This is a genomic window from Rhodococcus baikonurensis, assembly GCF_040489275.1.
GTDB lineage: Bacteria > Actinomycetota > Actinomycetes > Mycobacteriales > Mycobacteriaceae > Rhodococcus_F > Rhodococcus_F baikonurensis.
Map to the genome: position 1 here is coordinate 320390 of NZ_JBEUOQ010000006.1, position 26801 is coordinate 347190.

General features: G+C 63.6%; 14 protein-coding genes and 1 tRNA gene. 5 read left to right on the forward strand and 10 right to left on the reverse strand.

Features of this window, described 5'->3' with window-relative positions:
• Positions 1 to 157 precede the first annotated feature (157 nt).
• The 4 genes from ABWI03_RS17045 to ABWI03_RS17060 are packed head-to-tail and all read left to right on the forward strand — an operon-like array spanning position 158 to position 15795.
• Positions 158 to 12601 carry a non-ribosomal peptide synthetase gene (locus ABWI03_RS17045; RefSeq protein WP_298779949.1) on the forward strand — a complete coding sequence of 4148 codons (12444 nt, stop codon included), beginning with the start codon at positions 158 to 160 and terminating at the stop codon, positions 12599 to 12601.
• A gap of 40 nt (positions 12602 to 12641) precedes the next feature.
• Positions 12642 to 13655, forward strand: coding sequence for a Fe2+-enterobactin ABC transporter substrate-binding protein (locus tag ABWI03_RS17050; protein ID WP_095970745.1), 1014 nt, complete (start codon positions 12642 to 12644; stop codon positions 13653 to 13655).
• Positions 13652 to 14953 (forward strand): enterobactin transporter EntS, encoded by a 1302-nt coding sequence (gene entS / locus ABWI03_RS17055; protein WP_298779945.1) that lies wholly within the window; start codon positions 13652 to 13654, stop codon positions 14951 to 14953. The genes ABWI03_RS17050 and entS overlap by 4 nt, the downstream gene beginning before the upstream one ends.
• Entirely contained in the window at positions 14950 to 15795 is an 846-nt protein-coding gene (locus tag ABWI03_RS17060; RefSeq protein WP_298779942.1) for a siderophore-interacting protein, read from the forward strand. The genes entS and ABWI03_RS17060 overlap by 4 nt, the downstream gene beginning before the upstream one ends.
• Here ABWI03_RS17060 and ABWI03_RS17065 read toward each other — a convergent pair.
• Complete coding sequence (locus ABWI03_RS17065) at positions 15744 to 17198, reverse strand: MFS transporter (RefSeq protein ID WP_298779938.1); 1455 nt, start codon at positions 17196 to 17198, stop codon at positions 15744 to 15746. The two genes, ABWI03_RS17060 and ABWI03_RS17065, sit on opposite strands and share 52 nt — an antisense overlap.
• A gap of 608 nt (positions 17199 to 17806) precedes the next feature.
• Here ABWI03_RS17065 and ABWI03_RS17070 point away from each other — a divergent pair.
• Positions 17807 to 18109: a hypothetical protein gene (locus tag ABWI03_RS17070; protein WP_185564378.1), complete on the forward strand. Its 303-nt coding sequence runs from the start codon at positions 17807 to 17809 to the stop codon at positions 18107 to 18109.
• A gap of 118 nt (positions 18110 to 18227) precedes the next feature.
• Here ABWI03_RS17070 and ABWI03_RS17075 read toward each other — a convergent pair whose 3' ends face one another.
• The 9 genes from ABWI03_RS17075 to ABWI03_RS17115 all read right to left on the reverse strand — a co-directional run bounded on the left by ABWI03_RS17075 (position 18228) and on the right by ABWI03_RS17115 (position 26799).
• Positions 18228 to 19850, reverse strand: a complete 1623-nt coding sequence (locus ABWI03_RS17075) for an ABC transporter permease (protein ID WP_253252876.1) — start codon at positions 19848 to 19850, stop codon at positions 18228 to 18230.
• The gene (locus tag ABWI03_RS17080) at positions 19847 to 20638 is read right to left on the reverse strand and encodes an ABC transporter ATP-binding protein (RefSeq protein ID WP_298779929.1); all 792 of its coding nucleotides are present in this window, start codon (positions 20636 to 20638) and stop codon (positions 19847 to 19849) included. Before ABWI03_RS17080 ends, ABWI03_RS17075 begins: the two co-directional genes overlap by 4 nt.
• A 121-nt stretch (positions 20639 to 20759) precedes the next feature.
• Positions 20760 to 20830 (reverse strand) — tRNA-Cys (locus tag ABWI03_RS17085).
• Positions 20831 to 20933: 103 nt separating this feature from the next.
• The gene (locus ABWI03_RS17090; protein ID WP_095970601.1) at positions 20934 to 21560 is read right to left on the reverse strand and encodes a class I SAM-dependent methyltransferase; all 627 of its coding nucleotides are present in this window, start codon (positions 21558 to 21560) and stop codon (positions 20934 to 20936) included.
• 20 nt (positions 21561 to 21580) lie between these two features.
• Complete coding sequence (locus tag ABWI03_RS17095; RefSeq protein ID WP_298779925.1) at positions 21581 to 22303, reverse strand: hypothetical protein; 723 nt, start codon at positions 22301 to 22303, stop codon at positions 21581 to 21583.
• Positions 22300 to 22884: an RNA polymerase sigma factor gene (locus ABWI03_RS17100; protein WP_298779922.1), complete on the reverse strand. Its 585-nt coding sequence runs from the start codon at positions 22882 to 22884 to the stop codon at positions 22300 to 22302. The genes ABWI03_RS17095 and ABWI03_RS17100 overlap by 4 nt, the downstream gene beginning before the upstream one ends.
• A 30-nt stretch (positions 22885 to 22914) precedes the next feature.
• Positions 22915 to 23598 carry a lysoplasmalogenase gene (locus tag ABWI03_RS17105; protein ID WP_095970598.1) on the reverse strand — a complete coding sequence of 228 codons (684 nt, stop codon included), beginning with the start codon at positions 23596 to 23598 and terminating at the stop codon, positions 22915 to 22917.
• Between the two features lie 4 nt (positions 23599 to 23602).
• Positions 23603 to 25198 (reverse strand): NADH-quinone oxidoreductase subunit NuoN, encoded by a 1596-nt coding sequence (nuoN, locus tag ABWI03_RS17110; RefSeq protein ID WP_166809577.1) that lies wholly within the window; start codon positions 25196 to 25198, stop codon positions 23603 to 23605.
• Complete coding sequence (locus ABWI03_RS17115; RefSeq protein ID WP_298780527.1) at positions 25195 to 26799, reverse strand: NADH-quinone oxidoreductase subunit M; 1605 nt, start codon at positions 26797 to 26799, stop codon at positions 25195 to 25197. The genes nuoN and ABWI03_RS17115 overlap by 4 nt, the downstream gene beginning before the upstream one ends.
• Positions 26800 to 26801 lie beyond the last annotated feature (2 nt).

Below are 26801 nucleotides of genomic sequence, written 5' to 3' on the forward strand. Positions count from 1 at the left end.
GTAGCAGCGTGCGTTCTCTTGTGAACGCGTCGGGAGCCATCGGAATTCGGGTCACCGGCGAGGCGGATTCCCCGATTCCTCGCCATTTAGTTTAGGCTACCCAAAACGACGTTAGGTCACCCTTGGGTGACGTGTGTCCACAGACGAGGGGATCAGTGTGAGCGTTCTTCCAGGTTCGAACTCCGGAGCGGCAAACGAAGCTACGTTTGCTCTCACAGGAGCTCAACTCGGGATTTGGAACGCGCAGAGGCTTGATCCCGAATCTCGGAGCTACCTCGTCGGTGAGGTGCTCGAAATCTCGGGCGACGAACCGATCGACACCGACCTTCTGACGGCCGCAATCACGGCGACGATCGGTGAAGCCGAAACCATGCGGCTGCGGATGGTGGAGACAGTCGAGGGCCCGCGTCAGTACATCTCCGGCGAACCGGTGGGCGCCATCCCCGTCACCGATGTCCGTGACGAGCGCGATCCCGTAGCCGTGGCACACGCATTGGTCGACGCCGAGCGTAGCCGGGCGTCCGAGTACTGCCGCTTGATGGTGGAGCGTCCGCTGTACACGTACTCGCTGATCAGGCTCTCCGATCGCGAAATCTGGTGCATCCAGCTCTATCACCACCTGATCGTCGACGGATACAGCGCAGCTATGATTTCGCGCCGTGTCGCTGCGCACTACACGGCCGCGAAGAAGGGAACCGAGGTCGCGCCAACGCGATTCGGTTCTATGACCGATCTGGTCAGCGAGGACGAGGCGTACCGGGCGGGCGAGCAGTTCGCGGAAGATCGTGACTACTGGCGTGATGTCCTGACGCCGTTGCCCGCGTTGGACGGGCGCGGCCAGCAGGTCGCCGGTCCGGCGGAACGAACGATCCAGGTTCGTGAGGTCATCAGTGCCGACGCCCTCGGCCGCCTCAAAAAGGTGGCCGACGCGACGGGAACAACATGGGCCGAGGCGTTGATCGCCTGCTACGGCGCGTTTCTCCACCGATTGCTGGGTGAGACGGATGTTGTCATCGCGATGCCACTCATGGCGCGCGTTGGGCGCACGGCACTCAAGACCCCGGCCATGGCAGTCAACGTTCTGCCTCTCCGGTTGACGATTCGCAGCCACGATCGTCTCGGTGACCTGAGCAAGCAGGTAGCCGCCACGATGAAAAGCCTGCGCGCGCACCAGCGCTACCGCGGTGAGAATCTTGCTCGGGACCTGGGCGTCGCGGGCACCGGCGCACTCCTTCACGGGATCGGAATCAATCTCAAGGCTTTCGACTTCGCCCTCGACTTCGCCGGCGCTGTGGGCGTACTGCGTAACGTCGCCGGAGGTCCGCCGGAGGACCTGGGTTTGACGGTCACCCCCATAGCGGACGGCGAAGTCCTACTCGGATTCGAAGTGGACGCGCGTACCAATACTCGGGATTCGGTTCAGCGACGCCTCTCCGGTTTCGTGAGCATCGTGAACGCGTTGGTGGGGGAGCAAGATCCTGCCGTCGGACAGGTGCAGATGATGCCGGCACCCGAGGCTGCGCGGATCCTTGCCGGCCGTGAGACCGAACCTGTGCCTGGCTCCGTCGAGCTCGTCCCCGACGTCTTCGACCGCATCGTCGCCGATCATGCGGATGACACGGTCCTCGTGTGCGGTGAGGAACGTTTGACAGGCGCAGAACTCGGTGGCCGCGTCCACCGGCTTGCGCGGTTGCTTCGCGCTCGCGACGTCGGCCCGGACGACATTGTCGGACTTGCACTTCCGCGAACGTCCGAGATGGTCGTCGCGCTGCTCGCGACATTGAGCGCGGGCGCAGCGTACGTGGCCTTGGATCCGCAGCACCCGGCTGAGCGATTGCGGGACTTGGTCGACGACGCGCAACCGAAGGTGGTGCTCACCACTTCCGCACTGGCCGGGAAACTCGTCGGAGATTCGCGGCCCGTCCCGCTCGCACTCGATTCCGACGCCGCGCGAGAAGAACTCCGTGCCAATTCCGAGCTTCCACTCGAACTCGGTGAACTGGCGACACCGCGGCATGGTGATCACCTGGCGTACGTCATCTACACCTCTGGATCGACCGGCAAGCCAAAGGGTGTGTTGGTCAGAAGTGGTGGATTGGCGCATCTGCTTCACCACCACCGCGCCACTATGTACCGGGAAACTGCCGAGCGAGTCGGAAACCGGCAACTGCACACCGCGCACACGGCGTCGTTCGCCTTCGACGCGTCTCTCGATCAGCTGTTGTGGCTGCTGTGTGGTCATCGGGTTCATGTGTACGACGAAGAACTCCAGAAGGACGCTGTTGCCCTGGTCGCGGCGTTCGAGCGAGATCGCGTCGACGTGGTCGACACGACGCCGTCGATGGCGGCAGCGATGGTGGACAACGGATTGCTGCGCACGCAGCGGCTGCAACTGCTTGTCGTGGGCGGCGAAGCGGCACCGCCCGCACTGTGGGACGCGATCATCGAATCCGGTGTTCCGGCTCGAAACCTGTACGGTCCCACCGAAACGACGGTCGATGCGATCGCGACCACGGTCGAAGGCGCCAGGCCGCGTATCGGGTACCCCCTTGCGGGTACCCGTGCGTACCTGCTCGACAGCGCGCTCGAGCCGGTCGCCGACGGTGAACGAGGTGAGCTCTATCTGGCCGGACCGCAATTGGCCAGGGGATACCTCGGCCGCGCCGGTGCAACCTCCGAGCGTTTCGTCGCCGATCCTTTCGGGGCTCCGGGAGATCTGATGTACCGCGCTGGGGACGTCGCGCGCTGGGTACCGGGGCGGGGCTACGACTTCATCGGTCGTAGCGACAAGCAGGTGAAGATCCGCGGACATCGTGTCGAGTTGAGCGAGGTCGAAGCTGTTCTCGGATCGGTGCCCGGAATCGGCGCGGCTGCCGCGCTGATCCGTACGGACGGAGGACGGCCCAGCCTGGTCGGCTACGTTGTCGCCGCTGTCGGCGCGACGCTTCCGCCGCAGGAAGAGCTACGCCGAGACCTCGCCGGTCGTGTACCGGACCATCTGGTTCCGGCCGCAATCGTCGTTCTCGACGAGCTACCCGTCACGGTGAACGGAAAGCTCGATCGTGCGGCACTACCCGCCCCGGCTACCGAGTCGGAAGGTCGCGCTGCGTCCACACCGCACGAAGAAATTCTCTGTGACGTGGTGGCCGAGGTGCTCGGCCGCGAACGCGTCGGCGTGGACGAGGACTTCTTCGGCCTCGGTGGTGACAGCATCACGGCAATCAGCGTCAGCAGTCGCCTGCGGGTGCGCGGACTGGTCGTGGCTCCCAAAGAGCTTCTTGCACAGCGAGATCTGGGAACCATCGCCGCTGCGGCGCGCAAGATTGCCGATGACGCCGACGTCGCAGCTACGGTCGCGGACGTGGCGACCGGCACGGTGATCGCTCCGCCGATCGTTCGGGCACTGATCGACAAGAATCCGACAGACGAGGCAATCGCGGGCTACGCGCAGTGGACTGCGGTGCGCATCGACGACGACCTCTCGCTGGATGACCTGCAGTCCGGCGTACAGACGGTCCTCGATCACCACGACGCTCTCCGTCTGCTCCTGCGGCGTGACAACGACAGCGGCACTGCTGAATTGATCGTCCGCGACGCGGGCGCGGTGCGTAGCGAAGGGCTCGTTCGCGAGGTGTCCGACAGCCCCGAACCGCTCCGGGTCAGAGAGCTCGCAGAGGCGGCGGCAGCGAGTCTCGATCCACGCGCCGGTGAACTCTTGCACGTTGTGCTGGTGAGGACTGAGGCCGGTCGGCCCGATCAATTGATCGTGGTGGCTCACCATTTGATCGTCGACGGTGTGTCCTGGCGAATTCTGCTTCCCGATCTCCACGAAGCCACCGATGCTGCACGCGAGCGCAGGTCCGCCCGGTTGGCTGCCGGCGGCACTTCGTGGCGTCGATACGCGGGGTTGCTCGCAGAATTCGGGACCTCGGGCAGCAGGGCATCAGAGCTGGAGCACTGGAAGTCCGCATCGGTGCAGGCGGACGACGAGCCGATCGGCAGCCGTCGCCTCGACCCGGACATCGACGTGACCGCAACAGCTTCCCGCACGACAACTGTTGCGCCCCCGGCCGTCACCGACGCGCTGTTGACCACGCTTCCGGCGGCGTATCGAGCCAAGGCCGACGAAGTGCTTCTTGCTGGTTTGATGCTTGCAGTGCGCTCGTGGCAGCACAGTCACGGCCTGACCGGGTTGCCCGCGCAGACCGTCACCGTCGAAGGCCACGGGCGCGACGCGCTCACCAGCGACACCGACTTCGCCGGAACCATCGGGTGGTTCACCAGCGAATTCCCGGTTCGGGTTCCCACCGAAGCACTGCTGACCGCCGACGATCTTTCCGACGCGCTCGGCGGCGGAGCAGCTGCCGGGCATCTGCTTCGGGCGGTGAAGGAGGCAAAACGCGCCGTGCCTGGAGGTGGCGTCGGCTACGGAGTTCTGCGGCACCTGGATCCCGAAACCGCACCTGATCTTTCCGCGTGCGCTACTCCCGAACTGCTGCTCAACTACCTCGGCCGCTTCCCGTCTCTGCCCGGAACCGGATGGCGATTGCCGGAACAGGATGCATTCGCGGTTATCGAACCGGCGACCAAGGCCATGTCGGAAGTGCTGGCGCTCAACGCATTCGTCCGCGAGGATGGCGAGACGACGCTGGCAGTCGAATGGACTGCGGCGGGTTCAGTGCTTGACGACGCGACGATCGTCGAGCTGCAAGAGCATTGGGAACGTGCGCTCGCTGCCCTGACCGCACATGCCGCACTCTTCGAGGGTGGTTTGACGCCTTCCGATTGCTCGGCGACGATCTTCGGCCAGGGCGCGGTGGTCGATCAGGCAGGGATCGACGAACTCGAAGCCGTCCACGGACCGCTTGCCGACGTACTTCCGTTGTCGCCGCTTCAAGAAGGTCTCCTGTTCCACGCGGTCCGCGACGGCGCGGCAGACGTCTACACGCTTACTGCACGCTTCGACCTTTCCGGCCCCTTGGACGAAGGAAAGCTGGCCGACGCGTTCGAGACGGTGATCGACAGGCACCCGAACTTGCGCGCCGCTTTCCACTACGAGCAGTTCGAACGTCCCGTTCAAGTCATTCCGCGCGGTGCAGGAGTCGAGTGGCGTTCGGTCGACCTGACCTCCGTTCCAGCTGCCACCGCATTCCGCTCTGCAGATCAGCTCGAGGACGAGGCCGCCGAGCATGTCTTCGACGTCAGTTCACCGCCACTGCTGCGCGCTCTACTGATCCGGCTGCCCGGTGGGGTGCACAGACTCGTTCTCAACGCGCATCATCTGCTCACCGACGGGTGGTCGACGCCGATCGTCCTGCGCGAGTTGATGAACGTCTACCACGACGGCGATGCGCACCTCCCGTCGCCGACTCCGTATCGCGACTACTTGGCGTGGATCGCCGGCCGGGATCAGGACTCTGCCCGTGCAGTGTGGAGCGAGCGTTTACGTGGGCTCGCCGCACCGACTCTCGTTGCCGACGTAGGAGCGCCGCGAAGTGTGCCCGTCGCGCTCGAAGTTCCACTCGCGGCCTCGGACGCCGCCGCGTTGATCGAACTCGGCCGTGCGCGAGCGCTGACGATCAACACGCTGGTCCAGGGCGCGTGGGCGGCAACGCTCGCCGAGACGACGGGACAATGGGACGTCGTGTTCGGGGCCACCGTGTCAGGTCGACCTGCCGAACTCGCCGGAGTGGAGGGGATGGTCGGGTTGTTCAGCAACACGATTCCGGCCCGCCTCGACATCGCCGCGAACGAGCCTTTGCTGGAACAGTTCGTGGGGCTGCAGAACGCGCAATTCGACATCGTGGACGTCGAGCACACCAGTTTGGCCGAGATCGAACGCATCGCCGGGATCGGTCAACTGTTCGACACGCTCCTGGTATTCGAGAACTTCCCGAACTCCGGTGCGGGACAGCCTGCGTCGCACACACTTCGTGTCGAGGGATTCACCAACCGCGGAGTCACGCACTATCCGATGACGTTGATGGCACCGCCGAGCACCGGTCTGGATCTGGTCCTCTACCACGATCCGGCGGTTGTCTCCGAAGCCGCCGCGCAGCGAATGGTCGCTCGGCTCGCCGAGATCCTGCGTGGTTTGTTGACCGAACCGGCAGCTCCCGCATCCGCGGTGCTGACGGTTGTCCGACAGACACGCCGCGTTGCCGATGCAACGGCCGCCACGAAGAGGGCCGACGAGCAACGTCAGGCGATCGACGCCGATCCCGCGGTCGTCGATGCGGTGTGTGCCTGTGTTGCAACGGTATTGGAGCTTTCCGACGTCGATCCAGGAGACAATTTCTTCACTCTCGGTGGTCACTCGCTCACTGCGATGAGGTTGGTGGGCAGTCTGCGGAAGCTGGGCATCCGCGTCGTCGTCTCGGATGTGTTCGACACCCCGACCCCCCTCGGTCTTGCCGCGGCCGCCCGCGTCGATCAGAAGAAGTTCTCGCCGGATTCGGTCGCTGTCGTTGATCGACCTACAGTGAACGCGGCGACGTTCCGCTCCCCGGCAGCGGCTGGAAATCCTGATCACGAGCGGTACTGGGTTCGCACGCTTGCGGGCCTGCCCCTCGAAACGGACCTTCCCTACGATCGCTCGCGCGGCGAAGAGTACCGCCCGCACACCTACGTTCGTCAGTTACGCGATGCTCGGTTCGGTGACGGATCAAGATTCGACGCGGTGCTGTTGGCCGCCGTGGCGGCGACGCTGAACGGCTTCGGCGGTGGTCGGGACCTTGCGGTCGGGCTGTCCTCGGACGAGACGGACACCCTGATTCGGATCGACCTGTCCGGCCGGCCGCACATTGCCGATGTCGTTCGACGAGTCGAAGACGCAGTGTCCGAGGCACGCGCGCATTCCGATGTCAGCCTCGACCGAATCGCCGATCTACTCGGACGTCCTACCAGCAGCCTCTTCGCTGCCCGCGTCGGTCACTCGCCCGGTAAGAGCGTCGACCTCGAGTTCGTCCAAACTGCAACAGAACTTCGATTGACGGTTGATGCCGGGCTGTTCGACGCCGCCACCGCAGACGCACTGCTCGACGGTGTGATCGCGGTTCTGAGCCACGAAAACAGCACCGTCGTCGCGGATCTCCGGCTGCCGGAGAGCAAGTCGGACCGTGACCCGGACCGACGCGCGACGTCGCCTGCCGGAATTTCGCAGTTGTTCGCCCGACAGGTCAGCCGTCACCCCGACGACGTCGCGGTAGTCTCCGGTGAGGTCGGAATTACCTACGGGGAACTGTCGGCGCGGGTCGACGAGTTGGCTCGCGAACTGCTCGCGGCCGGCGCAGGGCCTGAGAAGGTAGTCGCCGTCGCGCTCGATCGAGATGCGGATCTGGTGGCCGGACTGCTCGCGGTACTGCGCATCGGCGCGGCGTACCTGCCACTCGACGTCGACTACCCGACCGAGCGGCTCGAGTTCATGATCGAGGACGCGTCGCCGGTGTGTGTCCTGACCAGTATCGACAGCGCAGGTCAACTTCCGTCGACGGTCGCCACGAGCGTCTTCGTGGACGGTGAGTTCACCAACTCGGGCGTCGTGCTTCCTCCGGCGCCTGCGGCGGGTGATCACCTCGCCTACATGATCCACACCTCCGGTTCGACGGGTCGCCCCAAGGGCGTCATGGTCTCGACGGGCAACCTCGCGGCCTTCGCGGACACGGTAGTCGAGGATCGCTGGATCAGGCCGGGCGATCGCATCGTGGCGGTGACAACGGTGTCGTTCGACATCGCGGCACTCGAGTTGCTGTGCCCGCTCGCAGCGGGTGCCACGGTCGTCATCGCGGACCGCCGGACGGTTCGCGACCCGGATGCGTTGTTGGCGTTGATCATCGCGAGTGATGCGACTGTGATGCAGGCGACGCCGGCACTGTGGCGAGTGGTCACCGAACATGAGGATGCGCCCCGCCTCGCCGCGGTGCGCGCCTTGGTGGGAGGGGAAGCACTCCCACAGGATCTTGCCGACGATCTGGTGGCCAACGCTGCTTCGGTCCGGAATGTCTACGGACCCACCGAGGCCACGGTGTGGGCGACATCTTCGGTCATCACGACCGGTGACCCAGTCACGATCGGTCGACCCTGGACCGATGTGCACGTACGAATCCTCGACGACGACCTGCGTGAGGTTCCGGAAGGCGTTGCGGGCGAGCTGTACCTGGGCGGTGCGCAGGTGGTTCGCGGATACCTGAACCGCCCCGATCTGACCGTCGCTCGGTTCGTCGCCGATCCTTCTCTGCCGGGGGCACGCCTCTACCGCACCGGAGATCTGGTCCGACGCAGGCGAGGGGTTTTGCACTTCCTGCGCCGTGCGGACGATCAGGTGAAGGTCCGCGGTTTCCGCATCGAGCTCGGCGAGGTCGAAGGCGCACTCGGATCGGTAGCCGGTGTGTTCCGCGCGGCAGCCACCGTCCGCGTAGATGCGGCGGGTACCGGAAGTCTGCACGGATACGTGGTTCCCGAAGGTGCAACCGCGCTCGATTCGGTACTGGTGCGCAAGGAGATTGCGCGGCTCCTACCCGAACACATGGTGCCGCAGACCATCACGGTTCTCGAGGCACTACCGCTCACCCTCAACGGGAAGGTAGACCGCAAGGCATTGCCCGACACCGCGCCGGATCGTGTGCCGAGCCCTCTCGTAGCCGTCGATACGGATCGACGGGCACGGCTCGAGTCGCTGAGCCCGGGCTGGCAGGATGTGCTACCGCTCGGTCCCTTGCAGGAAGGCATGTACTTCCAGTCGGTTCTGGACGGTGCCGGCGGTACGGATGTTTATCACATGCAGCCGCGATTCGAGTTCTCCGCCGATGCCGCCGTCGACGTTCGCTCACTCCGCGCAGCGGGGGATGCGCTCTTGCGGCGCTATCCGAACTTGCGGGCCGGATTCACACACGCCGGGTTCGATGCTCCGGTGCAGTTCGTGCCCAGGGAAGCCGAAATGCCTTTCCGTGAGATCGATCTGAGCGCTGTCGCACCCGAGGACTTGGATATCGAGGTCCGCGCAGTCGACGAGGCCGAATTCGGCAGGCTGTTCGACTTGAGTGCGCCGCCACTCATTCGAATGGTGTTGGTCTGGTTGCCAGGTGGGGGAGCGCACCTCGTCTTCACTCAGCACCACCTGCTGACCGACGGTTGGTCGCAGACCTTGATGTACGCGGAGTTGTTGGCGCTCTACGAGTTTGCTCGCACTCACGGCACGGACCCGGTTGGACTCGACGGCGCGCTCGACAAGCCTGCGGACTTCCGTGATCACCTGCGATGGATCGCCGAATCGGATCGCACGGACGCCCTCTCGTCGTGGAAGGACTACCTCGCGGATCTCGAGCAGCCCACACTCGTGGGTGGTACGGGATCAGGTGGGCGGGCTCCGTTGCCGGTGTTCACCCGCGTTCAGCTCGAGCAGAGCGTCACCGAGGCAGTTCGCGAGCTGGCCAGACGTAGCGGCGTGACCCTGTCCACCGTCGTCTCTGCGGCGTGGGGCCTGGCCTTGCGTGCTGTGACGGGCCGAGACGACGTCGTCTTCGGATCCACGGTCTCGGGACGTTCGCCCGAGGTCGAGGGCGCCGACCGAATGGTGGGCCTGGCGCTCAACACCATTCCGGTGCGTGTCCGCGTACGGCCAGGTGAGGAGATCCCGGCGCTGCTCGGTCGCCTGTTCCGCGAGCAGGGTTCGCTGCTCGAGCATCACTTTCTGGGGCTCGGTGACGTACAGCGAAGCGCAGGGTTCGCCACGCTCTTCGACACGCTCTACGTTTTCCGCAACACCCCGCGCGACGAACAGGCACGTCGAGACACGTTCGGGCGCAGCGGAATCGTCGGGTTCGATGCGGTGGACGGCACTCACTATGCGCTCACGCTCGATGTGGACCCGGGTGTCGGGGATGCGGCGATGGCGCTCACACTCGAAAACCGCCCCGACCTGATTCCGCACGACGTGGCTGAGGACGTCCTGTCACGCACCATCACGATTCTCGAAGTGATGGCGACATCCGACACGGCTACGGTGGCGGACACGACGATTCCGCTTTCGAGCACTCCCGCGGAATTCGCTTCACAGCACGTCGTGATGCCGCGGCCGGACCAGGCGGGCGGCAGCGTGGACGCCTTGCTCCGCGAAAGGGCGGTGGCCACACCCGACGACACTGCACTGGTCTTCGGTGACGTCACGCTGAGCGCGGCCGAGATGAACTCTCGGGTGGACAGACTGGCGCGGCTACTCGCCTCGGTGCTGGGGCAGTCGGCGCCAGGCGGGGGTCCGACCCGTGTTGTGGCGCTCGCACTTCCGCGTACCGCCGATCACGTCGTAGCGATCTTCGCCGTCATGAGGACCGGAGCGGCATATCTTCCCTTGGATCTGGCTCACCCGCCGGCACGCCTGCGCGAACTGATCCTCGACAGCGATGCTGCGCTGGTGGTCACCACGACTCAGACGCGTGACCTCGTTGTTCCCGATGGACAGGCGTGTCTGGTCCTCGACGACCCGGACGTAACCGGGGTACTCGACGGGCAGGCTCCGGCACCAGTCGTCGACGAGGCCGCGGTATGCGGGCCGACTTCACCGGATCAGCCTGCCTACGTCATCTACACCTCGGGCAGTACCGGAAAACCCAAGGGCGTCGTCGTTGGTCATCGCGGGTTGACGACGATGTATCACAATCACAAGGCCGAGATCTTCACTCCGACGGAGAACAGCGCTGGTGGTCGACGTTTGCGCATCGCGCACACAGTCTCGTTCTCGTTCGACATGTCGTGGGAAGAACTGTTCTGGTTGCTCGCCGGGCATGAAGTTCACGTGATCGACGAGCAGGCGCGACTGGACCCCGTGTCTCTGGTGAAGCACTACCGCGAAGTCGGGATCGACGTCGTGAACGTAACCCCCTCGTATGCACGGGAACTGATGGCCGCCGGTCTCCTCGACGGTGAGCGGACGCCTGTGTTGGTGATGCTCGGCGGAGAAGCTGTGCCTGCCGAACTGTGGTCGCGACTGCGCGATCAGGACGGTGTCGACGGGTACGACCTTTACGGACCGACCGAGTTCACGATCAATGCGATGGGATCCCCGGTTCAGGGGAGCGAGACACCGTGCTTGGGTCGTCCGATTCTGAACGCGTCTGCGCGGGTACTCGATTCGGGGCTGCGGGAGGTTCCGATCGGAGCGGCGGGCGAGTTGTACATGTCCGGTGACGGAACGGCGATGGGTTACCTCCACCGGACCGCCCTGACCTCCGCTGTGTTCGTTGCAGACCCCTACTCCGTCGGCAGGCGCATGTACCGCACGGGTGATGTCGTACTGCGTCGCCGCGACGGTGAACTCGAATACCTGGGCCGCGCGGACCATCAGGTCAAGATCCGAGGCATTCGAATCGAATTGGGTGAAGTGGAATCCGCGTTGGCGTCGTTGCCGGGAGTGTTGCGAGCGGCAGCGTCAGTCCGAAGCGAAGGCGGCGCGCCGCCGCGACTGGTCGGTTACGTCATCGAAGAACCCGGCGCCGATGCAACCGATCTGCGAGCCGAATTGAGGGAGCGCGTACCGGCACACCTGGTTCCATCGGACATCGTCGTCGTGGATTCCATACCGCTGACGCCCAACGGAAAACTGGACCGGGGTGCGTTGCCGGCGCCCCCTGCCCGAGCGGCGGCCAGAGCACCGCGAACCGAGATGGAAAGGCGCCTGTGCCAGGTCTTTGCGCGGGTACTCGGCGTTGATGCGGTGGATCCCGAAGAGAGTTTCTTCGATCTCGGCGGCGACTCGCTTCGAGCGATGCGGCTCGTGGGGGAGATGGAGCACGACCTGTCGTTGAGCGTCGGTGTAGGAACGCTGATGACCCGTCCGACAGTTGCCGAGCTCGCAGCACACCTTGACGAGCCGGCGTCCGACATCGATCTGAGTCGCGATCACCTGCTGATGCTTCGGGCCGAAGGCAGCGGTGAACCACTGTTCTGCGTGCATCCGGCGGGTGGATTCGCTTGGCCCTTCGCACCTTTGACCGGCGTCCTCGAGGCCGACCGTCCACTGTTCGGCCTCCAATTGCCCACAGTTGCCGGGAAACCACTCGAACCGACGAACGTGGACCAATTGGCAGCGATGTACGTCGACACGATTCGCGGCGTGCAACCGAGCGGGCCGTACCACCTGCTCGGCTACTCGTTCGGTGGCAACGTCGTTGCCGCGATGGCGGCTCAGCTGGTCGATATCGGCGAGACGGTGGAGTTCGTCGGTCTGATCGATACTCATCCACTGGGAGATCGTGACGATCGCGGTCGCGACGATGCAGACGACCGAGATCTGGCCGCCGCCCTGCCACCCGAGATCCTCACTCAGGCACCGGGACTGGTCGAGGCTGTTCTGGCGGGTTTTGATGCCACTCGTTTGCTCGTGGCCCGCTCGACGGACACAACCTACGACGGACCGGTTACTCTGATCACCGCCGACGCCGAGGCGTCCGGACAGCTGCTGGCTGATCGCTGGCGCGGAGTCCGCGGGGACCGGGACATGGCAGTACACCATCTGCCGTACGACCACGCCGGATTGGTGACCCCAGCCGGGTGGGCGGCGATTGCCCCGCTGCTCGACAGCCATCTGTCGAAACGCACGGCCACATAGTTCGAAAACCACACAGTTGAAACACAATGGGAGCTCAATGATGAAGTCCACACCGCCCCTCGCGATACGGAGTTGGCGACGTTTCGTCGCCATCGCAGGGTTGCTGATCGTCGCACTCGTGGCGATGATCGGTTGCAGCAGCGATTCGAACGACGAACCGACCAAGGCTGCAGAGCCCACGACGCGCGTGATCGAGACCGAAAAGGGCTCGGTCACCGTGCCCGCGTCGGCGGAGCGCATCGTGGTTCTGAGTGGCGGTCTCGCCGGATACCTGTACGCCCTGGACGCACCGGTGGTTGCCACCGATACCCGCGTCCTCGGTGTCACGAACCTCGACGGTGGATTCCCGCCGGCATGGTCGGACGCCGCAAAGGCGCAGGGCACCAAGGAATTGCCGGCCGGCGAGCAGCTCAATATCGAGGCCGTCGCGGCGGCTGAACCCGACCTGATCATCGGCGGTGGCCAGGGCATCACCTCGGTTCAGGCCGAGGAACTCTACGACCAGCTGACCGCTATCGCACCCACCGTGTTGGTCCCCAAGACGGTTGCCAACTGGGACAAGCAGCTCGAAATCGTCGCCGACGCCGCGGGCCGTTCCGACCAGGTTCCGGCACTGTTGAGCGCATACGAGGACAAGGTCAAAGAGGTCAAGGGCAAGATCAAGGTTCCCGAGGGCAACGTCGTCTACTTCCTCTCGGTCTCGAGCAACAAGCCGTACCTCGTTCCGCCGACGGCCGCGCTGCCCGCGATGCTCGCCGAGCTCGGTTTCAAGGCCGACGACGTCATGGCCAAGGCCGGCAACCCGCAGCTCTTCGGCTCGGGTGACTCGTTCGAGGTCAGCCCGGAGCTGCTCTCGCAGGTCGCCGATGCGCCTGTCGCCTTTGTCCTTCCGGTGTCCGGTCGCCCGATGGCCGAGCTTGCCACCGATCCGCTCTACTCGCAGTTGCCGTCGTTCAAGGCCGGCACGACGTTCGAGCTCCCCGCCAGCAGCTACCGTCCTGACTACGACGGCGCAATGGCTACGCTCGACCTGATCGGCCAGACCTTCGCATGACTCGATTCGGTGGGCTGGTGATCGATGTTTCACCGCTGCAGACCAGCCGTCCATTCCGGTATGCCTTCTCGGCGCGATTGATCTCGCTGCTCGGGATCGGACTGCTCGTCGTAGCCGTTCCCGCGCAGACATACCAGCTCACCGGGTCGACCTTGCAGGTTGCCGGAGTGTCCACGGCGATGGCCATCGCCATGTTCTTCGGCAGCCTGTTCGGCGGCGTGCTCGCTGATCGCTACGACCGGCGACGCACCATCCAGTTGGCCCGCAGTGCTGCGGGCCTCGGCTTCGTCATTCTCGGCTGCAATGCGCTCTTGCCACACCCGTCGATGTGGGTCATCTACGTCGCGGCAGCTGTCGACGGCTTGGCCGGCGGTGTCAGCAGCTCGGCCCTGATGGCTTTGATGCCGACACTGTTGCCGCGCAACAAGATGGCAGCGGCCGGCGCATTGGTAGCTCTGACCACCGACATCGGGACGATGATCTCGCCGGCAATCGCCGGCGTGATCATCGCCTCTGGTGGCATCCCCGCGACATACTTTGTCGCTGCGGTGGCCACCGCAGCAACGGTCACGTTGTTCCAAGCCATCGGACCTTCGCCTGCACCGGGAACGAATCACGAAAGCCCGATGCGCGCGCTGGTGACCGGCGTGAAATTCGCCGGCACGCACACAGTCATTCGCGGCATTTTGATCAGCGGACTGTTGGTCATGTTCGTCAGCGGCCCGATGGTGTTGCTGCCGGCATTCGTCGACCAGGTTCTCGGCGGTGGACCCACCATGCTCGGTCTGCTCTACGGCGCACCGGCCGTCGGCGCCGTGATCGGTTCGCTCACCAGCGGTTGGACAGGACGAGTCCACCGCAACGGCGCCGCGATGTTGATCTCTGTTGCGCTGATGCCTCTCGGCCTGGTGGTACTGGGTGCGTCGGGAGCAGCACTCGTCGCTTTCCTCGGTCTCGCCGGATTCGGCCTCGGACGCGCCCTCAACGACATTCTGAGATTTGCCGTCCTGCAACAGAACACGCCGGACGAACTGCGCGGCCGCATCTCCAGTCTGTGGATGGTGCAGGCTGTCACGGGTACGGCGATCGGGTCGATGGCAGCCGGGTTCCTCGGGCAGTGGCTCGAGCCTGGTGCTGCGCTGCTGGCCTTGGGTCTCGCCGGTCTGACATTGGGCCTGGTGCTCCTGGCAACGTTGGGTTCGGTGCGTCGGGTAACTTCGGAGACAGCCGAAGTCGATCACTCCGACATCACCGTGCCGGTGGGGAATGCTCCGCCGGAAAAGGAAGGTAGTTCATGAACCGAGGAGACCACCTCGCGACCATCGCCGAAGTTCTGGCGGGAACCACCGGCGCAAAAGTGCCGTACCCCATCGGCATTCGCGAACTCGAAGTCGTTCGCAGCGAAATGGTCGGATCCGGACTGCTGCGTCTGACTTTGGGAGGACCTGAGTTGGCGGGCTTCGAATCGCACGCTCCCGACGAGCATGTCCGCCTCGTCTACCCGGATGCCGACGGGTCTCTGAGACTGCCCGAACTAGACGGATTCAGCCTGAAGTGGCCTCGTCCTCTGCCGATTTCGCGTGAGTACACCGTCCGTCGATACGACGCCGAGGCGGGGGAGTTGGACCTCGACTTCGCACTCCACGACGGTGGGTACGCCTCTGATTGGGCTCAGGCGGCCACCATCGGCACTCGGGTGCACGTGGCAGGTCCGCCCGGTGGCGTCGTGGTTCCGTGGACGTACGACCGCTATCTGCTTGCCGGTGACATCACCGCCCTTCCTGCCATTGCTCGTTGGCTCGAGATGATGCCCGCTGCTGCTGCCGGGTGGGTGTTCGTCGAGATCACCGATCCTTCACAGGAAATCGAACTCACCGTTCCGGAAGGCGTCGAGGTGCGATGGCTGTACCGTGGCGACGTGCCGGCCGGTCACTCCGATCTACTCGAGCAGGCCGTCCGAACGGTGACGGTGCCCGAGGGCGAGCGCGTCTACGCCTGGATCTCCGGTGAGGCCACCAGCCTCAAGCCGATTCGCAGATTCGTGCGCGACGAACTCGGATTGAGTTCGGGCGACCACCTGATCACCGGCTACTGGAAGCGCGGAGTCGCGGACTTCGACGAGGACGACGACGACCACTGAACATCGGCTGCCCCAGTCCCAGCCCTCGGCATCGTCACCGCGACAACGAGTCCGACAATCGCAACGATTGCCGCTACCCCGAAGGCCGTGGCGAATGCCGAGTGTCGGGGAAGGCCGCCGGATGAAGTCGCGCTCGCGATGATCCCGGCGGCAATTTGGGTTCCGACGGCAGAACCCAGCGATCTGGCGATGGTGACTATCGCCGTCGTGACACCTACGCGGTCTGCCGGTGCGCTGTCGGCGGAGATGACGAACACTGCCGTCGACGCGGCCGCAACGCCGGTACCCGCCAGGATCAGCACCACAACGATCTGCCACATCGTGGTTGCAAAGACTCCGACGGCGCCACTCAGGCCGAGGAGGGCAACTCCCGCTACCGCAATGGCTTTCGTGCCGACCCGTTGTGCGAGCTTTCCGGAGATCACCGACGCGATCACCGCTGCGCCGTAGCCGATGCACAGCAGGATTCCGATGGCACTTGTCGATGCACCGCGGCCGAATCCGCTCTCCGCGGGCGCGGCGAGTTGCTGCGGAAGTAGATAGACAACAGCGCCGTAGGTGAACCCGAAAACCACGCCGACGACCACTGCGCTCCACATCGAACGATGCCGCATCATCGTCAGGTCCACCATCGGTTCGTTGGTTCGGCCCTGATACCTGGCCCAGATCGTGAACACCGTAGCGGCAGCGAGAACCAGCAGCATCGACGTCGGTGCGCCCCAACCGTTGCTCGACGCGCTCGCAAGCCACGCGGTCAGCGTCAACAATCCCAGGGCCAATCCACCCGCTCCGGGCCAATCGAGCCGGCCGCCGACCTTCGACATGCGATCTCGTGGTGTGCTCACGGCAAAAGCAATTGCGCCGAGTACGACGAACGCGGTCGGAACTGCATACATCGCGGTGCGGGAGACGTTTTCGGCGACGGGCCCGGCCAGCACGACTCCCAGAGCGCCGCCCGCCACGACGACGGCACCGAGCAATCCGGTGGCCGTCTTCAGTTGTTCCGAGGACAAAGTGCGTCGTAGGACCACGAAGCTCACGGGCAACAACCCGAGCCCGAATCCCTGGAGAAACTGACCGAGGACGAACAGCGGGAAGATCGTTGCGAGAGCGGACACGCTGCCGCCGAGCACGACGATGGTCGTGATCGCGAGCAATGTGGGACGGGCGCCGTACACGTCGGCTATTCGCCCGGCCATCGGCGTGACGAGAACGGTGCTCAATGTCAGAGCGACGGAGGCGAGCGCTCCGACGTCGGCCGTCACTCCGAAGTCTCGCTGTATCAGGGGGAGTGCGGGGACGATGATGCTTTCGAGAGCGGCGACTGCAGCGATCAGAAGTGTCAGGCTGGCAATTGTTGCAACCGGTCGCTGCTGATGTCCGGAGATGCTCTCAGTGGTCATCGTGCTCTCTTTCGATCGGGGAGTGAGGAGCTTCTCGACGCGACGATGCGTCACCCCGCCAGGAGTCCGGAAGGGTTGTGGCACTGCGTATATCGGTTGGCGCAGTAGCGAGTCTTGATATTTCGTTACGCGTACCGTTATTGTGGAGGAATGTAATCGGATTCGTCAGACAAAGCAAGAGTTGGAGGGGCGGAAATAGTGCCAAGTATCGCCAGACAGCAACGGGCAGACTTTCGCTGCAGCCGTCGGTCAATGTCAGGTGATGTGACGGTTGGGCCTATTTCTCGTCGAACATGACGCTGATCACCAAAAGGATTCTGCGAGCAGGGAGTTCATCTGCCGGACACATTCAAGGTCCCCGTTTGAATGCCGGGTTTGTTAGCTTTCTGCCTGTGACGCGACGTCACGGAAAGTTCACGAATCACGGAGGATCATCATGGGTTCTATTTCAACGATCATCGGAATCTTCGAGCTCTACAAGCTTCTCGAGCCGCTGCTGAGCTCGCTGAGCTGATTCAAGTGTTATTCCGCTGTCGAGCCGGGGCGCCGAGGGACTCGGCTCGGCAGCGGATCTCGAGGATCCGGCGCGATCAGGACCCGTGGAACGGATGTCGGCACCGGCAGAATTCCATCGCTCCGGTGTAGTGGTCCATCACCAGGATTTCTGCGCACCGAGCGGGTTGGGGTGCGAACCTGAGGCAGCGCTCGATCCAGCCGCGCTCGAGCGAAGGGGCCGGGTGCGCGCAGTTCCCGCATCGGCCGGGACGTTCGGCGACACGTACGGAACCGTGGTGCTCCGGGGGCATGCCAAACATCTTGGTGGTGCGATGATTCCAGGGCAACGGTTCGGCTCGAGCGGAAGCTATGTCACGAAAGCGCCGGCGGCGATATGCGAGGACCGAACGCGTTGAGGCTGCGCTACCTGGCTACCTGGCTCCCTGATAAGCCGATTGCCCAGACTGAGTTTTTTGGTGCAAGCTGCGGCTACTGCGCTGACGCCCAGAAATTCTCGGACTATCTGGGCAACGATCATGTGGTGGTAACTGCGAACAGAATCCGATCCGGCTCGCGTTGCATACGGGTGATCGCGACGCGGCCCCCGATCCAAGCACCCAGTGCACCAATCGCAACAGCGACAGGGATGGCGAAATAGTTCACCGGGTTCGGTAGCAGCGCCCCGAGTAGAACGCCGGGCGCCGTTGTCGCGGCGAAGATGACGATGGCGAGGATGATCAGTCCGAAGGACGAGCCGTTGAAGGACCCGCGGGTGTTGAAGGAGAACGTCTTCTTCATCTCCGGAACCGGGTAGGGCGCTTTGGCGGATATCGCCACTACCAATCCTGCACCGACTCCCATCATCGAAATGCCGACGGCGATCGGCACGGCCAGTCGGTCGGTCCCGAGGTCCCCGAAGATCCGTACAGCAGCTGTTGCGACGACCACGAAGGGTGTCATCACGATTGCCCACGCGATTTGTCGGCCCCGGACGTCAGCGGCAGCGGCTTCGGGGATCATCACCAGATGCCAGATCGATGCGCCGTCGAATCCGTACAGATTCGATCCGGCTGCCATTGCCAGGTAGATCAGGAACCAGGCACCCCATGCGGCGGAGAAGGGGATCGATGACGAGATCAGCGGTCCGAAGCCGGAGACCAAGGTCATGATGGCAACGGAGAGCAGTTGTGTTCGTCGGCGCATGTCGCCGTGCCAGAGCGAAAGCTCGCGAGAGATGACGGTGCCCAGTCGGGATGCGCGCCAACCGGTTCGAATGTCGCGGCCCTGGTTCTTCAATTGCACGGAAGTGGCGCCCGCTGATTCTGCGACCTTCCCGTTGAAGTAGCGAACGACCAGGCGTTGCCATGACCACAGCAGTGCGAGATCGACCAGCACCAGGGCGAGGACTGCTCCCGCGGCGAGGAGCCAGGCGCCTCCTGCTGCTGCGTCGACACTGGTGATTCCCCACGCGAACGGGATCGAATGCGCGACCGTGAGCGGCCACGTGACGTCGCCGTCCACGACCGTGCCGAGGCGACTCTGCAGCGGAAATTGCAGCAGATACAGCCCGCCGAAGAACGTGCTGAATGCCAACAGTCCCAGTTCGCGGCTGCGACGACTCCGCAGGAGCTGCGACATCGCCAGCATCGCGACCCGTGAGGTGCCGACAATCAGCAGGACCGTTGTGGGCCACGCAACGATCGCCAGAGGCAACGCGGCAGCATGGTGGGTTGCTGCATAGATCGGTATCGCTGCGGCAGCCAACGCGGTGATCGGGACGGTCATACCGACCAGCGACGTCGAGAACAGTGCTCTGGCGAGTCGGACGGGTTCCAGGGGGAGTAGTTGGAAATGTCTGGGGTGAAGATTGTCATCTGACAGACCAGACATGATCGGCATCAAGATCCACATCACGCCGATAGCCGACAGTGCGAGACTGGTTGTGCCGCTGACGAGTTCGGAAGAGCTCGCGCTCGTCCCCGAGGCTTGCAGGCACAGCAGAGCTGCCCCCAGAACGCCGAAGAGTGCTGCCACGACTTTGATGACGGCTCTGCCGCCGGTGAATTGACGTTTGTAGAGGGTCACGCGCATGCGGAGAACAGTGCGCCACAGTGAGGTTGGGGCGCTGCGCGTCGTCGGCAAGCTCGTAATGCTCATGCGCGCATCCATGACAGTCCGTCGGGATTGGGACTGCGGCTGCCGACAAGGCGAACGAATGCCTCGTCGATTGTGTTGCCTGCGCGCACCTCGTCGACCGTTCCTGAAGCCACGACGCGACCGTCTGCGATGACTCCGATGTGAGTACACAGTTGTTCGACAAGGGCCATCACGTGACTGGAAAGAATGACCGAGCCCCCTGAGTGGACGAACGAGAGCAGAATGCTCCGAATTCCGGCCGAAGAAATGGGGTCGACAGCTTCGAACGGCTCATCCAGCACCAGTAAGCGAGGGCCGTGCAACAGCGCCGAGGCCAACCCGATCTTCTTCGTCATGCCCGCTGAATAGTCGGCGATGACCGTTCCACCTGCATCGGCAAGATCGAGCGCGGCCAACAGTTCGTCGCGTCGTGATGCAATGACGTCCTCGGGCATGCCGCGCAGACGCCCGAAATAGGTGAGCAGTTCGTGACCGGAGAACTGGGCGGGCAGCGCCAAACCGTCGGGTAGAACGCCGAGCAGACTCTTCGCTGCCACTGGGTCGTTCCACACGTCGTAGCCGTACACCAGGCTGCGGCCGTAGTGCGGGCGAAGCAATCCGACTGCCATCGACAGTGTGGTCGTTTTTCCCGCACCGTTCGGCCCCACCAGGCCGAACAACGAACCTGGGGGCACCGCGAGGGAAAGGTCGTTCACAGCAACTTTCGCGCCGAACGCCATGCAGAGGTGTTCCACCTGTAAGGCCATCGGTCCGGGAGGCAACTGTCCTGTCGCGTGCAGAGGGTGCATCGATCGAGGGTAACTGTCCCGAGTGCTCTGTACGGAGACCTTGCGGAGTCATGCAGGCTGCGTGCACCGAATGTCATTTGTAGGGGGCGGGTTGCGGCATGAATCGTTGGTTGGCAAGCGGAGCGGATGGCAGGAGTCGAACCTGCGTGGACGGTTTTGCAGACCGCTGCCTTGCCGCTCGGCCACACCCGCATTGATCCAATTATGTTCGTAGTGAACAACAATCGCCATGATTGTGATCAGAGTGAGTTGATCGCTGTGTGCCAGGCCCTTGGTATAGCAGTGAACTGCCGGGCTAGGAGCGCGAGAACACCGCGACCAGGAATTCGGAATTGTCCTTGAACGGGCGAAGATCCCACGTGGAGAGCAGCAGATCAACCTCGAGACCACTCGTGGTCGCGTCGGCGAGAAACTCGGGGAACTCGTAGCCACGTCCGGCCCCGAATCCGATGACCACTCGGCCGCTCGGAGCGAGATGACGAGCAAATCCTGCCAACACTGCCTGCCTGGTGGACGGGGCGAGAAATGCCATCACATTGCCTGCCGACACGATGACGTCGAAATCCGCCTCGACCCCGCGGGCGGGTAGATCGAGCTCGGCGAGGTCGCCGACAAGCCACGTCGGGCCCGGGTGGTCCTCCTCCGCGGCAGCAATGAGAACCGGGTCGACGTCTACTCCGACAACCACATGGCCGACGTCGTGCAGATAACCGCCGAGTCGGCCCGGCCCGCACCCGGCATCGAGAACCCGGCCACTGCGTCCGAGCATCGCGTCGATCAAACGTGCTTCCCCGACAATGTCCTTGCCGTCCGCTCTCATCGAACGGAATCGCTCCACATACCGTGTGGAATGCGTCGAGTCGGCTGCAGTGATCTCTTCCCACTGGCTGGGGACGCGCTCGTTCGGGGCCTGTGCAGTCATTCTTCGAGGGTACCGACAGCTCACCGGGTGCCGACTACCGTCCCGTCTGCGGCGTATCCGACGAGGGTTGGACGCGGGAAGGTGAGCGACAATGGAATCCACCCGTAGAAGCGGTCTTCGGCAAGAATTGTGGGATAGATATTGCCATCAGCGGTGTGAAGTTCGGCCCGAACGGCGCCCCCCGCGCCTGCGTCGTAGGTCGCTTCGTGCGGACCGGCAACCATCATGCCTGAACCGCCGCCGAATGAATCTGCGCCGTACAAGTCGTCGTTCGATCTGCAGCCGTGTCCGAGGCTGGTGAATTTCGACGGTCCAATCTTGTCGACGTCGGCTGACGCCTCGAAAACCGGGGCGACGCACCTCCATCCGTCCTCGCCGTGGGCAACGAAGACGCTGAACAGGGATCCGTCAGGTCCGGGAATGGACCCGACCCGCTCGGCGGTGGACGGATCTATTCCGCCGTTGGTTCCCGGCATCGTCTGCCAACCGGCGTACATGTCGGTAAACGGTTTCGGCATCATCGCCGTGGCAGCGGCGCAGCCCACCACCACTGCTGCGCAGATCGCCGCGACGAGAACGAGGGCACCGACTCGGCGGCGTGGAGTTTTGGTTGCTCCAATGTTGTTTTCGGTAGCCATGATTCGGGTGCGTGCGGCATCCTGGACCTTCTCGGGCCAGAATTCTGTGGTAACCGCATCGGTCGGCCGCAGCATCGCGAGCGTGGTCAGAAGATCTTTGCTCATGGGGTACTCCCGTGTTCGGCGGCAGCGCAAGGTCGAGTGACGTCGATCGGGATCGCGGTGACGGATTCTGGTGTCAAACCGCTGCTCAATCGACGCCGAGCGCGAAAGAGACGAACGTGCATGGCTGGCACCGAACACCCGGCGACCCGCGCTGCTTCGGTGGCGGTCAATCCGTCCCAGGCAGTCAGGAGTAGAGCTTCACGCTCGATGACGGTGAGTGTTGCCAGTGCTTCGAGAAGTTCCGTGCGGTCGTTGACAGTGACGTCGGCGCCCGGCGTCGATGCCGCAAGCTGCTCGATTCGTCGCATCTTCTCGGTGAGTGCATCATTGCGTCGAACGCTTCGACGGCTGTTGTTCACGGTGTTTCGAGCTACCACCAACAGCCAGGGCAGAGCCTGCTCGGGCACTTCGTCCAAGCGTCGCCAGGCAACGAGGAACGTCTCGGAGACAACTTCCTGTGCGCTGTGATGATCGACGTGGCGGCAGGTATACGCGAACACCCGACCGGCGTAGTCGTCCCACAGGGCGGTGAAACGCTCTTCGTCGCTCGGTGGCGGCCTGTCCTCGGCTTTCGGCGTCATGTGAAGAGATGTCCGGCTGGTCGCTGATCCTTACAGCGTGGGCGTCAGTAGACGGTTTGCCGTGCTACTCCGTCCGAGGATTCCGACTGTCAGAAGCAACAACGCCAGGATGTACAGCGTCATGATCCAGATGCCGGCAGCGGCAGGCTGCCATTTGTTCGCCTGACCGAGCAGGATGAGGGCGTCAGAGGCGAGGAACAGTGCGCCGCCGATACCGGTGATCGTGTTGTACGCCAGTGCGGTAGATGCGGTTCCCACCAGGATTGCGGCGTACACGGGGACGGCAATTCGAAGTGCCGGTTCGAGCCCGGTCCAGGCATACGACACAAGAGCGATCCCGGCGACGGTGTAGGAGCACAGAAACCATGGCCGCCTTCGCATCTCCCGAAAAGCGCCGTGCGAGAGAAAGAATCGGATGAAACAGAGGTGACCGATCGCGAAGGCTGCCATCCCGATGACGAATGTGGAGTCCCAGATCAGGAACAGGTCTCCGAAAGCGCAGGCAATCAAGGCAGCAGCAACAATTCTCGGTCCACGATGACCGACAACCCAGGCAGCCAGAATCGGCGCGAGCATGACCTTGGTGATCCCGTCCCAGGGCTCAGCATCAGCGGCATTCAGGATCAGATGAATAATCGCTACCGCGGAAAACCCTACGAACCAGGGCGACCGGATGATGCTGGTCAGTCCGGCAGAACGATCGGATTCACGCATCGCCTCAGTGTACGAAGTCCGCTGCACGCTCGGCGAGGTCGAGCGCCGGCTGGGGGAGTATGCCGAGGATGAGCGTGACACCGGCGCCGAGGCCGATCACACTGCTGGTCAGCGCACTCGGCACCACGACGGTCGGAGCGTCCGCGGCCGATTCGGTGAAGAACATCAACACGATCACTCGCACGTAGAAGTACGCGGCGATTGCGCTGCACAGGACGCCGACGATCACCAGAGGTGCGGCGCCACCCTCGGCAGCCGCGCTGAACACCGCGAACTTTCCGATGAACCCACTGGTCAACGGAATCCCGGCGAAAGCCAACAGGAACAGCGCAAACACAACCCCGACCAGTGGTGAGCGCCGGCCCAATCCGGCCCAGCGCGTCAGCGTCGCGACCTCACCGTCTGCGTCCCGAACCAGACTCACGACGGCGAACGCGCCCACTGTGCTGAATCCGTAAGCCAGAAGATAGAACATCGCCGACGCGAGGCCGGCGTCCGAATCCGCAACCACTGCGGTCAGAATGAATCCGGTGTGTGCGATGGCCGAATACGCCAGCATCCGCTTCATATCGGTCTGCGTCACGGCGACGATCGATCCGACAACCATCGTGAGAATCGCGACCGCCCACATCAGCGGACGCCAGTTCACGTATTCGTTGGGCAGGGCCACGTAGAAGACACGAAGGATGGCGCCGAATGCGGCGATCTTGGTCGCCGTCGCCATGAAACTGGTGATCGGCGTCGGCGCCCCTTGATAGACGTCGGGAATCCACGAATGGAACGGCACTGCACCGACTTTGAACAGCAATCCCACCGCCACGAGTGCTGTCCCGAGCCACAGGAAGGCATCGGTCCCCGACCCGATGCGTGCTGCGTCGGCGATACCGGAGAGAGTGACCGTCCCGGCATAGCCGTACAGCAACGCGATTCCGAAAACGAAGAACGCCGACGAAAATGCCCCGAGCAGAAAGTACTTGAGTGCAGCTTCCTGGGAGAGTAGGCGACGTCGACGTGCCAGCCCGCACAGGAGGTAGAGAGGCAGTGAGAACACCTCGAGCGCAACGAACATCGTCAGCAGATCGTTCGACGCGGGAAAAAGGAGCATGCCGCCGACCGCGAAGAGGGTGAGCGGAAAGACTTCGGTCTGGGCGATACCGACCTTGACTGCTTCTTGTTCCGCAACGCTTCCCGGGACGCTCGACGCTTGAGGAGTGAAACTGCCGAGCGCGTCGTGTTGCGCGATCACCTCGGCGGTGTTGCCCGATCCACGTTCGGCGATCAGCAGTACTGCGGGGATCGACACGAGAAGGATGGTCGCCTGCAGGAAGAGCGTCGGACCGTCGACCGCTACCGAACCCATCATCGCCGTCGACCGCGTACCGGCCAGCAGAAGCACTGCCACGAATGCGGCCGCCAAACCTGCGACACCGAGGACGAGTTGCACGGGGTATCGAATACGCCTGGGCGCGAACGCTTCGATGAGTACCCCGAGCACCGCCACACCGAACACGATCAACATCGGCGAGAGCAGGCTGTATTCGATACTGGGTGACGCCGTACCGGCTGAACCGAGAACGGTCACGTCGGTGAAGGAACTCATTTGCGGGCACCTCCTTCGTGGTCGGCGACAAGCGGTGTCGGCGCCTCGTCGACGACCGTGTGGCTCACTGCAGGAGTGATGACGTCCAAGGCAGGCTTGGGGTAGATGCCGAGAAGCAGCAGGAGAGCGATCAGAGGGGCGACCACCACGAGCTCACGTCGCGCGAGGTCGCGGATCGTTCCCTGCCCTTCCTTCACTGGTCCGCCCATCATTCGCTGATAGAGCCAGAGTATGTAGATCGCGGACAGCACGAGCGCAGCAGTCGCCGCGATGGCAGCGACGTGATAGCGCGAGTACGTTCCGACGAGCACCAGGAATTCACTGATGAACGGAGCCAGACCCGGCAGCGACAGCGTTGCCAGGCCCGCAACGAGGAAGGTCCAGGCCAGGACGGGTGCGACTTTCTGAACGCCGCCGTAGGCTGCGATCGATCGCGTACCCCGCTGTGAGACCAGGAATCCCGCGATCAAGAACAGTGCCGCCGTCGAGACACCGTGGTTGACCATGTACAGCGCGGAACCGGCCTGGCTCTGGCTGGTCATCGCGAAGATACCGAGAATGATGAAGCCGAAGTGTGAAATCGACGTGTAGGCGATCAGGCGCATGACGTCTGTCTGCGCGATAGCCAGTATCGCGCCGTAGACGATACCGATCACAGCTAGCGTGATGATCCACGGTGCAAAAGTCGACGACGACTCCGGGAACAGTTGCAGGCAGTAGCGAATCATCGCGAACGTGCCCACCTTGTCCACGACCGCCATCATCAACACCGCTGTCGACGGAGTCGATTCCACCGCGGAGTCCGGCAACCAACTGTGTAGCGGCCAGAGCGGTGCTTTCACCGCGAACGCGAACATGAATCCGAGGAACAATGCGTTGAGCACCCCGGGTCCCACACCGAGTTCACCGCTGTTTGCCGCTGAGGCGATCGCCCGGAAATCGAAAGTGCCGCTGGTGAAGGGACTCTCGTCGCGGGTGGTGACCACGTACAGGCCGATGACCGCAGCGAGCATGACCAGGCCGCCGAGGAGGTTGTAGAGCAGAAACTTCACCGCAGCGCGAGATCTACCCACTCCACCGAACCCGCCGATGAGGAAATACATCGGTATCAGCATCGCCTCGAAAAAGATGTAGAACAGGAGAATGTCCAAGGCGCTGAACGAAATCATCACCATGGACTCGACAACAAGGATCAGAGCGAAATAGGTGTGCGGCATCCGTTTGGGTGATGCCGGGTCTGCAGGGACGTCGTTCCAGCCGGCGATCAGAAGCAGTGGGACCAGCACGGCGGTCAGGAGAACCAGAACGAGGGCGATGCCGTCGAGTCCGAGTGTGTAGGTCGTACCGAATGCCGGTATCCAGCTGTGACTTTCGACGAACTGAAACTGCTCGCCGCCGCGGTCGAACGCAACTACGAGCCCGGCGGCGACCACCAGAACCACCACGGAGACAGAGAACGCGAGAGACTTCGCAAATTGGTACGACCGTGCCGGCAGAGCGAGGACAACACCAGCTCCGATGAGCGGAAGCAGCCAGAGCACCGTCAAGGCGGGGAAGCCGGCATTGGTCACAGAGTCGCTCACCGCTGCTTCGATCACCACAG

Bases quoted from the DNA above. Each gene is read 5' to 3' on its own strand.
- ABWI03_RS17105 (WP_095970598.1), bottom strand. From the start codon at position 23,598: ATGCGTGAATCCGATCGTTCTGCCGGACTGACCAGCATCATCCGGTCG.
- ABWI03_RS17050 (WP_095970745.1), top strand. From the start codon at position 12,642: ATGAAGTCCACACCGCCCCTCGCGATACGGAGTTGGCGACGTTTCGTC.
- ABWI03_RS17095 (WP_298779925.1), bottom strand. From the start codon at position 22,303: ATGAGCAAAGATCTTCTGACCACGCTCGCGATGCTGCGGCCGACCGAT.
- entS (WP_298779945.1), top strand. From the start codon at position 13,652: ATGACTCGATTCGGTGGGCTGGTGATCGATGTTTCACCGCTGCAGACC.
- ABWI03_RS17090 (WP_095970601.1), bottom strand. From the start codon at position 21,560: ATGACTGCACAGGCCCCGAACGAGCGCGTCCCCAGCCAGTGGGAAGAG.
- ABWI03_RS17060 (WP_298779942.1), top strand. From the start codon at position 14,950: ATGAACCGAGGAGACCACCTCGCGACCATCGCCGAAGTTCTGGCGGGA.
- nuoN (WP_166809577.1), bottom strand. From the start codon at position 25,198: ATGAGTTCCTTCACCGACGTGACCGTTCTCGGTTCAGCCGGTACGGCG.
- ABWI03_RS17075 (WP_253252876.1), bottom strand. From the start codon at position 19,850: ATGAGCATTACGAGCTTGCCGACGACGCGCAGCGCCCCAACCTCACTG.
- ABWI03_RS17070 (WP_185564378.1), top strand. From the start codon at position 17,807: ATGTCGGCACCGGCAGAATTCCATCGCTCCGGTGTAGTGGTCCATCAC.
- ABWI03_RS17065 (WP_298779938.1), bottom strand. From the start codon at position 17,198: ATGACCACTGAGAGCATCTCCGGACATCAGCAGCGACCGGTTGCAACA.
- ABWI03_RS17100 (WP_298779922.1), bottom strand. From the start codon at position 22,884: ATGACGCCGAAAGCCGAGGACAGGCCGCCACCGAGCGACGAAGAGCGT.
- ABWI03_RS17080 (WP_298779929.1), bottom strand. From the start codon at position 20,638: ATGCACCCTCTGCACGCGACAGGACAGTTGCCTCCCGGACCGATGGCC.